This is a genomic window from Methylocystis rosea (assembly GCF_003855495.1).
GTDB lineage: Bacteria > Pseudomonadota > Alphaproteobacteria > Rhizobiales > Beijerinckiaceae > Methylocystis > Methylocystis rosea_A.
In genome coordinates, this window is sequence record NZ_CP034086.1 from 1,719,563 (window position 1) to 1,733,320 (window position 13,758).

A 13,758-nucleotide genomic window follows, 5' to 3' on the forward strand; every position below is an offset into this window, starting at 1 on the left:
GGCGACGCTTATGGTTCTCCCCCGTCGAGTGGCGGAGCTCCGTACCCGCCCCCGGGCGCCGGCGGTTCCCCGGCGGTTGGCCCTGCCGCGGATCGCGGACGCGAGCATCCCGGCGGCGCAGCTTTGGCGGATAAGGTGCCGAACAGCCAGCGCGCTCGGGCGGCTCAGAAAAGCGCCGCGTCGAAGAGTTCGCGCGCAATCGCCCCGACGACAAAGCCCGAGGCGTCCTCCCCGGCACCGATAGCAATCGCGCCTGCCGCCTCCCCTGCTCCGGCGCCGGCCGCGGCCACGTCGACCGAGCCGAAGACTGCGCCAAAGACTGAGCCGTCCGCAGCCCGGTCGCAGGAGCCCCAGTCCAACGCTAGCGCCAGGACGCCGTCCGCGTCGGGCGCTGAGACGCCGCCCGCGCCAAGCCCGGAACAGAAGAGCTCCGATTTAACGGCTACGCCTCCGGCGGCGACAGCCGATAAGACGGCTGGGGACAAGCCGGCGAATTCAGCTCCGCGAGAGCCGAAGTCTGACGAAGCCAGCGTCCCTGCGCCGGCGCAAGCGGCCCAGGGCTCGCAGCCAACCACGGAAAGCTCAGCTAAGCCGGCGCCTGCCTCTGCTGAAAAGTCGCCAGACTCTGGCGCGGCTCCTTCGGCGCAGGCCGCCGAGGAAACGCCCGCCGGCAAGCCGGCGCCGGTCTCGGCTAATCATGCGCTAAGCGCCGCGCCTCCAGCGGAGCAGACCGCCGAAACGCCCGCCGCTCCGGCGCAAAGCGCGTCAGCGCCTGCGAAGCGCGCAGCGGCCGCGCGCGCCGCAGGAGGCTCCTCGCGCCGGGCGATCGTCCCGCCGTCAGGCGCGAGCGGCGCGACTGTCGTGACCCCGACGGCGTCCACGCCGCCGGCTTCCGCCCCTACAGGTTCAGCGACGGCGAAGACGCCCGACAGCGCCGCAAAGCCAAAAGCCGGCGGATAACAAAAGAGGCGCCCAAAAGGGCGCCTCTCGCATTTTCACTTCAGAACTTTCGCCGTTACGCAGCCTTTGACTCGACGATGGTCGCGGACGGCGTCGTCACGCCGATGTCAATGCGGCGTGGCTTCTGCGCCTCCGGAATCTCGCGCACGAGATCGACGTGAAGCAAGCCGTTGACGAGGCTGGCGCCCGTGACGACCACATGGTCGGCAAGCTGGAACCTGCGCTCAAAGGCCCGCGCGGCGATGCCCTGATGCAGGACCGCGCGACCGTCGGAAGGCTGCGCCGGCTCTTTCGAGCCTTTGACCGACAGCGTGTTTTCCTTGGTCTCGACGGACAGTTCCTCGCGCGAGAAGCCCGCGACCGCGAGGGTCACGCGATAGGCGTTCTCGCCCGTGCGCTCGATATTGTAAGGCGGGTAGCTTTGGGACGTCTCGAAACCGCTGGCCTGATCAAGCAGGTTGAACAGACGGTCGAAGCCGACGGTCTGGCGGTACAGCGGAGAGAGATCGAACTGACGCATGACATATCCTCCAGTTGAGCGACATGCGGCGCGCTAGCGTTATCGCGCCGCGCCTCTTAGCGCGTCCGTTACGGCCCGCGCTGGCAACGATTTAAGAAGCGCTGCGGCGTCGTTCAAGAGGCGCCGGCGAAGCGGATAACAGCGTCTCCGTCGGCAGCGGATGGCGCTCCGGCGCGCGGAAGGGGGATTCCAGAGCAAGCACGAGCTTGACCAGATCCGCCTGGCGGGTCGCGCCGGTCTTCTGGAAAATGCTTTTCAGATAACCTTTGACAGTTCCTTCGCTCAGACCAAGCGCGCGCGCGGTGGCCGGGACGCCGCCCACTTCGGCGATGGCGAGCAGCACCGAACTCTCGCGGGCGGTGAGGCCGAACACGCCCGCGGCGACTGCTCCACTTTCGCTGGAGTTGAGCGCGAGCCTGCGCATGAACAATGCCGACAGTCCCTTGGACAGCGGCAGCACATGCATCACGCAGCAGCGCGACTCGCCGCGTTTTACCATGATCGCGAAGGCTTCCGCATCAGCGCCGCCGATCTGGGCGAGCGCATGCTCCAAAGCCTCCTTGGCGTGCGGATCGCGCACCGTCAGCGTATTGCCAAAGATCGCCAGCGCGTCGCCTTCGCCGAGCATCTCGTCCGCGCTGCGATTCCTATGGACGACGCGCATCCTGTTGTCGACGACAAGCACGGGCGACGTCAGCTCCTCGAACAGCTCGACGAGAGCCGATGTGTCAGACGCCGGCTTATGCCGCGCAATGGCCTTCGCGAGATGCGGCAGAAGCGCGTCAAGGCGCCTCTTCGCCTCGATGTCGACGGGACCTGCGGCCTCATCGCGAAAGGCGACGAATAGGCAGACGCCCGTCTCGGAGCGATGAATGACGCCGGCGATCATATCGGCCAGGCCGAAGGGCGCCATCCAGCGCTGGTAGGCGCCGCTTTGATGAAGCTCTTCCAGGGAGACGAAGTCTTCCGACGAGAACGCCCGACCGACGCCAATCTCGGCCAGGACGCGCGCCTTGACCGGATCGAGTTTGCGATGATTGCGCAGATATTCGACGATCCACGCTTTCTCGGCGCGTGTCGAATGCTTGAGCTCCAACAGCGCCGAACAACGGTCTTCGAACAGCAGCGCTGCAAAGCGCGCATCCAGCAAACGCGCAATCTCGTCGAGCGTATCGGGCCAGTGCTGCGCGTCGGCGCCCGCGGCTTTGATCGCCACGATGACGCGCGCATCCGCATCTTTCGTCAAGGTCATATCTTCACCCGGTGCGACCTCCCGCCACACCTTCGCAAAGCCGGTCTTCACGATGGCGCTTGCCGCGCAGCGAAACGTCACACTGCCCTGGAGTCCTAGAAGAACCTGTAGAAACACCAGGGCGTCAATCGATCGCAGCTTAGCGATTGTGTTGCGCAACTGCAACAAGGACAAGAATTTACGCAAACGTCGAGCGTCACCCTCCCGATCGGGGGGAAACGGAAGAAAACGTAACGGCTAAGTTGCACGAAATGAATCGGCGCGGCGGCATGGCGACTTCGGCTTCAACGACGAGAGCAAAGACGAACGCAAGGCGGAAAGGCCTGCGCGCCTTTCTTGCTGCGACGCTTTTCGTCGTTTCAGCATTGTTGCAGGCGACGATCGCGCCGCATGCGGCCCTGTCGGCGACGCAAGAGTTCTGCGTCACGAGTCACGCCGCCGCGGACGAGACGGCGCCGAGGGGCGCGCCAGCGCATGGCTGGCACGCGCACTGCGGCGCCTGCCAGATTGCCGCGGCGCCGATCCTTTCCGAAAAGCCGCCGATCGCGCGGCTCGAACAGCCGCCGACCGCCCTTGTCTTTTTCGACTCCTGGCCTTTCGAACCGCGCGAGCGACGCCGGCCCGGCGAAACGCGCTCGCGCGCGCCTCCCGCGCTCTCCTGACGAAACAAAACACGCACCGTTTCAACCGCCGTTCGCCGGCGGATCAGGAGATCTCATCCAATGTACCGTCCCGCCCTACTACGCGGCGCAAGCGCTTGCGCGTTGATCCTGGCCTCGCTTGCGACCGCCAAGGCCCAAGTCTCTCTTCCGCAAATCGTCGTCGGCGCCGCGCAGGGGACGCCAACGACGCCGCCGCTGGATAAGGCCAACGAGACGGTCGTCACACAAAAAGAAATCGTGGAGGAAAAGCCACCCGAAACGGACACCGCGAAGCTTCTCGAGCATCAGCCGGGCGTGAGCGTTCAGACAGGCGGCGGCGTTTCCGGCCTCCCGGCGATCCGTGGCCTCGCCGACGATCGCCTGAAGATTGTCGTCGGCGGCGTGCAGGCCACGTCCTCCTGCGCCAATCACATGAATTCGCCATTGAGCTACACCGATCCGAACACGATCGGCCGCGTTGAAGTCGTGACCGCGGTCTCGTCCGTCAGCAAAGGCGGCGATTCGATCGGCGGCTCTATTCTGGTCACCCCGAAATCGCCGGTCTTTGCGACGCCCGTCATCGCGCCGGGGGTCGTCGGTCCGGGCGGCGCGCCGGTGTCGCCGATCCTCGCCGCAAGTCCCTACCCGCCTGTGCCCTATCTGCCGCTGCCGGTTCCCGGGACGCTGCGATTTGGCCCGAACAACGAAGTGCTGGCGACGGGAACGGTTTCCGCGTTCTTCCGCGGCAACAACAACGGCGTCGGCGTTTCCGCGAATATCAACATGGCCAACGACCATTGGAGCCTTCTCTACAACGGGTCCTGGCAGCGGGCGACGAATTATCACGCCGGCGGCAACGGCGACAAAGTTCTCTCAACGAGCTTCATGTCCGAGAACCACGCCGTCACGCTCGGCTACCAGAACGAAGGGCATCTGTTCACCTTCCGCGGCGCCTACCAGAACATCCCCTACCAGGGCTTTCCGAACCAGCGCATGGACATGACGCGCAATCGATCCTATTCGCTGGACGCTCTCTACAAGGGCGCCTTCGAATGGGGCACGCTGGAGGCGCGCGCCTACTGGCATCAGGTCTTCCACAAGATGGGATTCCTGGAGGACAGATTCTGGCTCAATCACCCGATGATCGCGCTCGGTCGCGACTTCGGCTATTCGGTAAAAGCGGAAATTCCTTACAGCGATCAGGATCTCTTCCGCATCGGCAATGAGTTCCATGGCTATCGACTGCAGGACTACTGGCCTTCCGACCCCACCGGTTTTACGCAGGGGTTCGCCACGCCGCCCGGCAGTTTGAGCCGGCCCTTCGCGAATGTGAACATCAACGGCGGCCAGCGCAACCGGTTTGGCACGTATGCCGAGTGGGAGCGCCGCTGGACGACTCAGTGGTCCAGCCTGATTGGCGTGCGCAACGACATCGTCTGGATGGACACTGGTCCTGGTCAGAGCTACACGCCCTTTATCTTCCCCAACTCGCCCCTGATCGCACGCGCGAATAATTTGGCGGTCAATATCTTCAACGCGCAAAATCGCGCGCGCACCGACATCAATTTCGACATGACCGCTCTGGCGCGCTATGAGCCGGAACCTGGCAGCCTTTACGAGTTCGGCTATTCGCGCAAGACGCGCTCGCCCAATCTCTATGAACGCTACACCTGGCCGGTCGCCGGCCCGTTCACGGCGATGTTCAACTGGTTCGGCGACGGCAATGGGTATACCGGCAACCTCAATCTGAAGCCGGAAGTGGCGCACAATGTCGCATTCACCGGCGCTTGGCGCGACATGTCCGGCGCAAACGACTGGGAAGCGCGGATTTCGCCTTTCTACACCTATGTCGAGAATTACATCGACGGCGCCAGAACCGGCGGGACCTTCAACACGTTCCCGGTGGCGAATTCCTATATTTTCCAGATCATGCAGTTCCGCAATTTCAATGCGGAGCTCTATGGCGTCGACGGCTCGGGCAGAGTGAAGCTGCATGAATCGCCCGAATACGGCAGGCTGCAGGCGGTGGGCGTCGTCAGTTTCGTCTATGGACGAAATCTCGACATCGGCAATCCGCAGTATTGTCCGCCGGGCAATGGCTTGTGCTCCGTCGCGTCGTTCTTGATCAAGAAGGGCGACGGTCTATGGAACCTGATGCCGGCCAATGCGCGCATTGCGCTCGAGCACCAGATCGGCGGGTTGAGCATGGCCGCTGAAACGCAACTCGTCGCGCCCAAGGATCACGTGTCGGCGAACAAGGGCGAGTTCACGACCCCGGCATATGCGCTGCTCAATCTCCGCGCCGCCTATGACTGGAGCAATATGCGCATCGACCTTGGCGTCGACAATGTCACCGATGCGCTCTACTCGCTGCCGCTTGGCGGGTTCGACTTGACGAACTATTCGCGCAATGCGTTCCTCTTCGGACGCAATGCGGGTCTTGCGAGCGTGCGTCAGGTGCCCGGCATGGGTCGGAACTTTTATGCCGGGCTGACCGTGAGGTTCTGACCGGGACGCTCTATTTTGAAAGGCGGCGCGCTCTTGCGCCGCCTTTCCTTTGGACGATTATGATGCGGCGATCTCTCCTTGTGACCCTTTTGCTCTGCGCTTCGCTTGCATCGGCGCACGCCGAGATCATCGGGACGAACGCGCCGCGCGCTGTCACCGAGGAGGAGATGAAAGCCTCCCTGGGCGAGGTCGATCTCGTGGGCGCAAATGGCGCGCCGCTCGATCTGCGCGCGCTGATGGCGAACGGTCGGCCGACGCTCGTGAGCCTTTGGGCATATTGGTGTCCGAATTGTCTCGCCGAAATGAAAGGCTTCAAGGCGATCGCCGCCGCCTGCCCGGATCGCTGGAACATCGTCTTCGTCTCGGCGCGCGCAAGCGACTACGCCAAGGATCTGGCGAAGTTCAAAAGCTACGGCCTGCCCTGGAAGATCTTTCGCGTCGGCGATTCTACGAAAACCGATGTCGCGAAAGCAAAGAGCGCGCGGGCCTTCTACGGCGCCACGGCCGACGGCGGCGTGGTGACCCCGCTGCACTATCTGATCGGCGCGTCCGGACGGGTTGACGCCCTCGTTGACGGCAGAATGAACTTCGCCGAACCCCAACGTCTCGCCGCCTTCTGCGCCGATTGAAACGGCGCCGTTCGGCCTTGTCGCCAAAATGCATTATCTTGGCGCGAAGATTCGGCTCTGAAGCGCCGAGGAGATCCCATGCGAGAACTTGTCGCGTCGCCCGGCAACCCGATCCCCGAGGGCGCCGCCGTTTACATCCTGAAGACGCGGGACGGCCGGCGATTGCGCGCCGCCGCATTTCCCTGCAGCGGAAGTGCGCGCGGCACGGTGGCGCTGTTTCAGGGCCACAATGAATTCATCGAAAAATATTTCGAAACGATCGAGGAGTTGCGCAGTCGGCGCCTCGACGTGGTGGCGCTCGATTGGCGTGGCCAGGCCGGCTCGGAACGCGAGCTCGCCGACCCGCGCAAGGGCCATATCGACGACTTCTCGCAATATCAGCGCGATCTGGAGGTTTTCATCTCCCAGGTGTTGAGCGACCGGCCGCAGCCCTGGTTTGCTCTCGCCCATTCGATGGGCGCGGCCATCCTGCTGGACGCGGCGCATGCAGGAAAAACGCCGTTCCAGCGTTTCGTGCTGACCGCCCCGATGATCGATCTCGCCAATCTGCGCTTTCCGCGCGGGTCGCGCTGGCTCGCTGACACGCTCGACATGTGCGGACTGGGCGGCATGTACATTCCGGGCGGAACCGGCGCCTCCTTTATCGAGAAGCCCTTCGAAGGCAATCTGCTGACCACCGATCGGGTCCGCTTCGAACGAAACGCGGCGATTCTCAGGGTGGCGCCGCAACTCGCCATCGGCGATCCGACGATCGGCTGGGTCAATGCCGCCTTCCGTCTCATGAGGGGCTTTGAATCGCCCGACTACGCCCGAAGAATTCGCGCGACGATTCTAATGTTCGGCTGCGGGCGCGAGATGATCGTCGCCAATGCCGCCATCGAGCGTTTCGCGCAAAATCTCGACAGCGGCGTTGTCGCGATGGTCCCCGGCGCCAAGCATGAACTCATGATGGAGCGCGACGAGTTTCGCAGTCAGTTCTGGCGCGGCTTTGACGCTTTCATTCCCGGCGAAGCGCGCGTCTCCTAAGCGCCGAGCAGCTTCAACGCCTGTTCGTGCAGCGCCGGGTCGCCCGCCGCAACGATGGCGCCGCCCAGCGCCGCCGCGCCGCCGCTCCAGTTGGTGACGACGCCCCCCGCGCCCTCGATGATCGGAATCAGCGCGACGATGTCGTAAGGGTGTAAATTCGTCTCGATGACGAGGTCGACATGGCCGGCCGCAAGCGCGCAATAGGCGTAGCAGTCGCCGCCGTAGCGAGAAAGCCGCGCCGCGCGCTCAACGCGGTGAAAATGCTCGCGCAGCGCCGTGTCGATCAGCAGCGGCGATGTCGTCATCAGCGTCGCCTGCGCGATGTTTGGACAGTGGCGCGAGGCAATCTTGCGCGTCTCAAGAACGCCGCGCGCGCCCTCCGACCCGCGCGCCGGCCCGCGCCAATAGGCGGCCTCGCCGTCGCCGAAGAACCGCTCCCGGGTGAACGGCTGGCTCATCAGACCATAGCAGGGGCGCCCACGATGCGTGAGGCCGATCAGCGTGCCCCACAGCGGCAGGCCGCAGATGAAGCTCTTGGTGCCGTCGATCGGATCGAGCACCCAGACATATTCGGCGTTTTCGCGCAAATGTCCGAATTCCTCGCCATAGACCCCGTGGTCGGGGAAGGTCGCCTCGATCAGCCGCCGCATGGCGAGTTCTGCGGCACGGTCGGCTTCCGTGACGGGATCGAACGCGCCGCCATGCGCCTTGTCGTCGGCGGCGAGCGCGGTCCTGAAGAAAGGCATGATGGCTTCCGCCGAAACGTCGGCCAGGCGCTCAACGAACTTATCGAAATCAACGGCGGTCATGCCAGCTCCCGGCGGGGCGCGTCGAGCGCCCGGCTATTCGGCCGCCGCCCGCCGCTCGCCGCCCAAAATCTCACTCAAGTCTTCGTGCCGCGCCACCACCGCCATGACGTCAGCAAGGTCGCGGGCGACGGCGTCGAAGCGCTCGTTCTTCTGGAGCGTAGACTCGTCCATGTAAAGACCACGCGACACTTCGATCTGCAGGGCGTGCCAGCCCCCGACGGGCTTGCCGTAATGCTCGGTGATAAAACCGCCCGCGTAGGGCCGATTGCGCATGACGTGATAACCGCGGCCGCGCAACCGATCCTCGACGACGTCGACGAGTCCGGTGGAGGCGCTAGCGCCGTAGCGGTCGCCGATGACAAAGTCGATGCGCCGCTTGTCGCCCCGCGTCGAAAGCAAGGGGTCGCGCGCGCCGGTCGAAGGCATCGAATGGCAGTCGATCAGCACGGCGACGCCAAAACGCGCTGCGGCGCGCTCCATCAGGCCGCGCAAGGCCGCATGGTAGGGCTTGTAGAGGCTGTCGATGCGCCGCAAGCCTTCCTCGAGCGTGAGACGGCTTGCATAGATCTCGCGCGCGTCGGCGACCACGCGCGGGATCGTGCCCAGTCCGGCCGCGACGCGCAGCGAGCGCGTATTAGCGAAGGACGGCAAAGCGCCGTCGAAGAGCTTGGGGTCGAGTTCGTAGGGTTCGCGATTGAGATCGAGATAGGCGCGCGGAAAGCGCGCGCGCAGCAGAGGCGCTCCCAAGGATAAGGCCGAGGCGAAGAGATCGTCGACATAGGCGTCTTCCGAACGGCGCAGCGTCGCCGCGTCGAGCGGCGTCGCGGCGAGAAAGCGCGCAGGATAAATCCGCCCCGAATGGGGTGAGGAAAAGACCAGCGGCGAAACAAGCGCTTCCGGCTCGATGATGTCGAAGGCGCGTTCAAATTCCGGTTCGCAGCAGGGCGTCGCCGTCAAATTGGTTTCGCGCCACTCGCGCATGCCGTCATTCATTCGTTTTTCTCATTCCCACGCCGCGATGGCCTTTTCAGACGAGCGCCGGCGTGGCGGTTCAGCTCAAAAAGGACGGTGCGTCGCGCTATAGTGGGCGCTAAGTTAACGCGGCGCCACCCCGGTTTCACCTGAAATTTACGAAGCTCGGGCGATATGGCTAAAAACCCGCGAGGATGGCGATGAACGATAGACCGACCGCGAGAATTCTGCTTGCGGAAGACGACAACGACATGCGGCGCTTCCTGGTCAAGGCTTTGCAGCAGGCCGGTTTTTCCGTCACCTCATTCGACAACGGGCTTTCCGCTTACGATCAGCTTCGGGTCGAGCCCTTCGAACTGCTGCTGACCGACATCGTCATGCCCGAGATGGACGGAATCGAACTCGCCCGCCGCGCGACCGAGCTCGATCCCGACATCAAGGTGATGTTCATCACCGGTTTCGCCGCCGTGGCGCTCAACCCCGACAGTCACGCGCCGCGACAGGCGAAAATCCTCTCCAAGCCGTTCCATCTGCGGGATTTGGTCACCGAGGTGCACAGAATGCTTGCGGCATAAGTGCTTTAGATCGTGCTGCTTTTGGGCCTGATCGCGCAAATGCAGATCACACAACGCGCGCTAGCCGCAGGCTTCGCAGATCGCGGCGACATGGCGGTCGTCCGTCCCGCAACACCCGCCCAGGATGCGCAAACCGGGATATGTCTCGCGCAATCTCCGATATCTGCGGCCGAGATCGATGGGATCGCCGGAGTCGAGCGTTTCCGATTCGTCCAGCTCGGCGTGGCTTTTCGTCGAAGCGTTGGCCTTGACGCCGAGCAGCCGACTTATCCAAGGCGCGTCCGCGGAGAGCGCCTGCTCGAAATGCGTCGGATGGGCGCAGTTGATCATGTAATAGGCAGGCGCCGCGTCGGTTTCGCGATCCACCGTCTCAACCGCGTCGCGCAAGCTCCGCCCGCCGATAAGTTTGCCGTCGGTCTCCACCGTGAAGGAAATTGAGCAGGGCATGGCGAGCGCGCGGGCGGCGCGGGCGATCCCGATCGCCTCCTCGACATAATTCAGCGTGTAGGCCGCGACCATGTCGGCGGCCGTTTGGGCGAAGGAGGCGATCTGCGGCGCGTGATAGTCTTCCGCTTCCACGGCGCTCATGCGCCCTTCGGCGTAGCCGTCTCCGCGAGGACCGATCACGCCGGCGACGACGATTGGCGTTTGGGCCGTCTGCCAAGTCCGCCGGAGCTCGTCGAGAAGCGCGATCGATGCTTCATTGATGCGCTTCAACCCTGCCGCGTCATAGCCAATCTTCGCGCCCCAGTCAGGATTAGCGCGCCAGGTCGGACTGTCCAGAATCAAGCCGCGTCCGTGGCGCCGCGCGATCGCGAGGTAGCGCTCGTAATAGGCGCGGAGTCGCGCCCGGCCCTCCTCGCTGTCGAGCAGGACAAACGACGCGAAATGCGGCAACTCGACGCCCTCATGAAAGATCAGCGTCGTCTCCATGCCGCCGTCGCTGACGAAGAGACCCGGCTTCAGCTGCGGCAGATCGGCTCGGTATCCGGTCATTACCTGTATTCCTCGCCTGTGGCGCCCGGCCGCTTGGGGCCAACTTGCCCATTTGCCCGCAGTGCGTTATCAGCGCCAGCAAATTCGCTTGTTTCGAACGGCCGACCCCGCGCCGCCGCGGCGTGGGTCTTCAGTCGTTTCCATCGCAAAAAGGATGCATCGTTATGAAAAAGGACATCCACCCCGGATATCACATGATCAAGGTCGTGATGACCGACGGCACGGAATTTACGACCCGTTCCACCTGGGGTAAGGCGGGGGACACGATGCAACTCGACATCGATCCGAAGACGCACCCGGCCTGGACCGGCGGATCGACGCAACTGCTCGACCGCGGCGGACGCCTGTCGCGCTTCAACTCCCGCTTCGGAAATCTTTCTTTCGGCAAGAAATAAAGAGAAGGCGGCGGTTCGAGCCGCCGCCTTCAGTTGATTCGCCTGAAGGATCTCACTGGGCGAAAGCGGCGCGCAATCTCGCGATCTGCGCTTCGACCGGACTGGGTGTTGGCGCCGGCGCTGCGAGCGCTGGCTCGAGCGCATGGATCAGCCGGTCAAGGTGGATAATCCGCGCTTGCAGGCGCAGCGACTGCAGCGACAGCTCGCGCAGACGGAGCGGCAGGCGCTGGAAGAGGTCGGGGGCCGAGGCCAGCTCCTGCTCACGAAGCTTAACGCGATGCCGGTTGCTTGCGGCCTGATGGCGCGTCAGCTCTCCCTGATTCACCGCGCGCTGCAGCAACAGCCAGGACGCAATCTGCATCAGCCTTGTGGTCAGCCGCATGCTCTCAGCCGCATAGGCAAGAGCTTCGGTCCGCGGCAGCGTCTTCGCGTCGAGACGTCCGTCACCGTCGAGATAGAAGGCCGCCTCCTCGACGAGGCTCATTCCCTCGCGAAATAGAGCGCTAAAGCCCTCGGATCCCGCCAGTCTCTCGATGAAAGAGACCGGCTGCTTCTCCCCCACGCTGTCTTTGACACGAGCCATACGAACGTTCACGCAAATGCGACGCGTCTGCGTCTCTGAAGGCATGAACTGTAACGCAGAGCACCGAGGGGCGCGCGCTTAGCCTTTCCTTAACCTTAACGGGCAGCGGGGGCGCCGGACGCAAAAAGAGAGCCGCAAGGGCGGCTCTCAAGGCTTCTTGACAGGGAGGCATCAAGGACGAGTGGAGAAGAAGCCACTCGAAGGTCCCACTTAAGGGACGCTTTCAGGCTGCACGATAATCCTTAATTTAAGGTTAACGCGCCAAACTGCCCCTGTGCCGAGCGTTTTTGGCCGATGGAGAGGTAGTGGCGGCAAAGCCGAAAAAGGGACTGGCTCTAGGGCGAAAACTGGCGCATTTGAACAGGCCTCCGCGTGCGTCCCCGGCGCTCGCCGCGCTTGAAAAGCGTTGAACCTCCCACAACCCTCCCCCTAGGCTTTCCTTAAATGATTCGCTCCGCCTTGATGAATGTGATGACCGCCGCCGCGCTCAAAGCGGGACGTGGCCTTAAACGCGATTTCGGCGAGGTGGAGAACCTCCAAGTTTCGGTGAAAGGTCCGGGCGACTTCGTAAGCGCGGCCGACAAGCGCGCCGAGAAGACTCTGTTCGACGAGCTGTCGAAGGCGCGTCCCGGCTATGGCTTCATTCTGGAGGAAGGCGGCGTCGTCGAAGGTTCCGACAAGAGCCACCGCTGGATCATCGACCCGCTCGACGGCACCTCGAATTTCCTCCATGGCGTTCCGGTCTTCGCCATCTCTATCGGCCTGGAGCGCGAGGACCGTCTCGTCGCCGGCCTCGTCTATAATCCCGCCACCGACGACATGTTCGTCGCCGAGCTGGGCCAGGGCGCCTATTTCAACAATCGCCGCATGCGCGTCGCGGCGCGGCGGTCGCTCGGCGAGTCTATGGTGGCCTGCGGAATTCCGCCGCTGGCGCGTGTCCGTGATCATGAATCCTTCAAGCGCGAGCTTGCAGCCGGCATGGGAAAGATCGCCAATATTCGCCGCTTAGGCGCCGCCGCGCTCGATCTCGCGATGGTCGCCTGCGGGCGTTTCGACGGCTATTGGGAGCGCGGCATCAGCTCCTGGGACGTGGCGGCGGGAATCGTGCTCGTGCGTGAAGCCGGCGGCTTCGTCAGCGACTTTTCAGGCGGCGCAGACATGCTTGGGAAGGGCGAGATCTGTGCAGGCAATGAGGCGATTCACCGCCAGCTGCTCGATCTGATGAGGAAGGCGTGAACGCCCCGGCCGCATATGCGTCGCGCAATCTGCGTTCGCGCGTCGACGATGACTTGCCCTTCATTCTCGACCTTTGGGTCGCCTCCTGGCGGGCCACCTATCCCGAGATCGACTTTGAGAAGCGCCGCGACTGGCTCCTGCGCCGCATTCGAGAGTTGGAAGCGACTGGAGCGGTCACGCTCTGCCTGTTTGACGCTCAGTCGGCGCTTGCAGGCTTCGTCGTGATCAATCCGGCCGACGGCTGGCTCGATCAGATTTGCGTCGCTCCAGATCGATTCGGCGCAGGCCTCGGGGCGTCGCTGTTGTCGGCGGCGCGAAACGTCTCGCCCCGGCTTATTCGGCTGGACGTCAATGCCGACAACGCTCGCGCCATCCGTTTTTACGAGCGCGACGGATTTCTGTGCATCGGGCGCGGCGCGAACACATTGTCTGGGCGCGAAACCATTGTGATGGAATGGCGGCCGCAGGGAGCATAACAATTCTCGCCTGCCGGGTTTTCATTGGGCGTCCGCTCCTATAATATTAATCGCGCATTCGAGTTTCGGCCGAACGATCTTGCTCTCTCGTCTCAAGACGCGCGGCGCCTGACCTTTCCCAAGCTCCGATTGACTAGAAGAACGCAGCGATCCGCAGCGTTCCCGCTATTTTGAAAGGAA

Annotated in this window: 16 protein-coding genes; 8 read left to right on the plus strand and 8 right to left on the minus strand. The window is 63.6% G+C overall.

The features are described 5' to 3' along the window. Nucleotides 1-164 precede the first annotated feature (164 nt). From EHO51_RS08375 to EHO51_RS08390, 4 genes are all read right to left on the minus strand, one after another. A complete protein-coding gene (locus EHO51_RS08375) occupies nt 165-485 on the minus strand; it encodes a hypothetical protein (RefSeq protein WP_124738504.1) in 321 nt (106 codons plus the stop codon). A gap of 210 nt (nt 486-695) precedes the next feature. Then, the gene (locus tag EHO51_RS08380) at nt 696-881 is read right to left on the minus strand and encodes a hypothetical protein (RefSeq protein WP_124738505.1); all 186 of its coding nucleotides are present in this window, start codon (nt 879-881) and stop codon (nt 696-698) included. Nucleotides 882-1,015: 134 nt separating this feature from the next. Next, nucleotides 1,016-1,480 carry an Hsp20 family protein gene (locus tag EHO51_RS08385; protein WP_124738506.1) on the minus strand — a complete coding sequence of 155 codons (465 nt, stop codon included), beginning with the start codon at nt 1,478-1,480 and terminating at the stop codon, nt 1,016-1,018. A gap of 91 nt (nt 1,481-1,571) precedes the next feature. After that, nucleotides 1,572-2,732 (minus strand): helix-turn-helix transcriptional regulator, encoded by a 1,161-nt coding sequence (locus EHO51_RS08390; protein ID WP_124738507.1) that lies wholly within the window; start codon nt 2,730-2,732, stop codon nt 1,572-1,574. 269 nt (nt 2,733-3,001) lie between these two features. Between EHO51_RS08390 and EHO51_RS08395 the strand changes: the two genes are divergently transcribed. The 4 genes from EHO51_RS08395 (at nt 3,002) to EHO51_RS08410 (ending at nt 7,536) form a co-directional block, all read left to right on the plus strand. Beyond that, nucleotides 3,002-3,394 carry a DUF2946 family protein gene (locus EHO51_RS08395; protein WP_124738508.1) on the plus strand — a complete coding sequence of 131 codons (393 nt, stop codon included), beginning with the start codon at nt 3,002-3,004 and terminating at the stop codon, nt 3,392-3,394. Between the two features lie 60 nt (nt 3,395-3,454). Next, nucleotides 3,455-5,881: a TonB-dependent receptor gene (locus EHO51_RS08400; protein WP_124738509.1), complete on the plus strand. Its 2,427-nt coding sequence runs from the start codon at nt 3,455-3,457 to the stop codon at nt 5,879-5,881. Nucleotides 5,882-5,961: 80 nt separating this feature from the next. After that, nucleotides 5,962-6,510, plus strand: a complete 549-nt coding sequence (locus tag EHO51_RS08405) for a TlpA family protein disulfide reductase (RefSeq protein ID WP_245434838.1) — start codon at nt 5,962-5,964, stop codon at nt 6,508-6,510. Nucleotides 6,511-6,588: 78 nt separating this feature from the next. Further along, entirely contained in the window at nt 6,589-7,536 is a 948-nt protein-coding gene (locus tag EHO51_RS08410) for an alpha/beta fold hydrolase (protein ID WP_124738511.1), read from the plus strand. Here EHO51_RS08410 and hisN read toward each other — a convergent pair. Together hisN and EHO51_RS08420 are read right to left on the minus strand one after the other, a co-directional pair. Beyond that, the gene (hisN, locus tag EHO51_RS08415) at nt 7,533-8,345 is read right to left on the minus strand and encodes a histidinol-phosphatase (protein ID WP_124738512.1); all 813 of its coding nucleotides are present in this window, start codon (nt 8,343-8,345) and stop codon (nt 7,533-7,535) included. The genes EHO51_RS08410 and hisN overlap by 4 nt on opposite strands. 33 nt (nt 8,346-8,378) lie before the next feature. Next, entirely contained in the window at nt 8,379-9,338 is a 960-nt protein-coding gene (locus EHO51_RS08420) for an N-formylglutamate amidohydrolase (protein WP_124738513.1), read from the minus strand. A 179-nt stretch (nt 9,339-9,517) separates the two neighbouring features. Between EHO51_RS08420 and cpdR the strand changes: the two genes are divergently transcribed. Next, nucleotides 9,518-9,892 carry a cell cycle two-component system response regulator CpdR gene (cpdR, locus tag EHO51_RS08425; protein WP_124738514.1) on the plus strand — a complete coding sequence of 125 codons (375 nt, stop codon included), beginning with the start codon at nt 9,518-9,520 and terminating at the stop codon, nt 9,890-9,892. A 60-nt stretch (nt 9,893-9,952) separates the two neighbouring features. Here the strand turns inward: cpdR and EHO51_RS08430 are convergent, their stop codons facing one another. Further along, a complete protein-coding gene (locus tag EHO51_RS08430) occupies nt 9,953-10,888 on the minus strand; it encodes a homocysteine S-methyltransferase family protein (protein WP_124738515.1) in 936 nt (311 codons plus the stop codon). Between the two features lie 164 nt (nt 10,889-11,052). Between EHO51_RS08430 and rpmE the strand changes: the two genes are divergently transcribed. Further along, nucleotides 11,053-11,283 (plus strand): 50S ribosomal protein L31, encoded by a 231-nt coding sequence (gene rpmE / locus EHO51_RS08435; protein WP_018408626.1) that lies wholly within the window; start codon nt 11,053-11,055, stop codon nt 11,281-11,283. Nucleotides 11,284-11,335: 52 nt separating this feature from the next. On the opposite strand, the gene EHO51_RS08440 is transcribed toward rpmE, so the two are convergent. Then, a complete protein-coding gene (locus EHO51_RS08440; RefSeq protein WP_124738516.1) occupies nt 11,336-11,866 on the minus strand; it encodes a DUF1465 family protein in 531 nt (176 codons plus the stop codon). A 444-nt stretch (nt 11,867-12,310) separates the two neighbouring features. Here EHO51_RS08440 and EHO51_RS08445 point away from each other — a divergent pair, with 444 nt between their 5' ends. Then, the gene (locus EHO51_RS08445; protein WP_029650496.1) at nt 12,311-13,102 is read left to right on the plus strand and encodes an inositol monophosphatase family protein; all 792 of its coding nucleotides are present in this window, start codon (nt 12,311-12,313) and stop codon (nt 13,100-13,102) included. Continuing rightward, nucleotides 13,099-13,578, plus strand: coding sequence for a GNAT family N-acetyltransferase (locus EHO51_RS08450; RefSeq protein WP_124738517.1), 480 nt, complete (start codon nt 13,099-13,101; stop codon nt 13,576-13,578). The genes EHO51_RS08445 and EHO51_RS08450 overlap by 4 nt, the downstream gene beginning before the upstream one ends. The last annotated feature ends 180 nt before the right edge of the window (nt 13,579-13,758 follow it).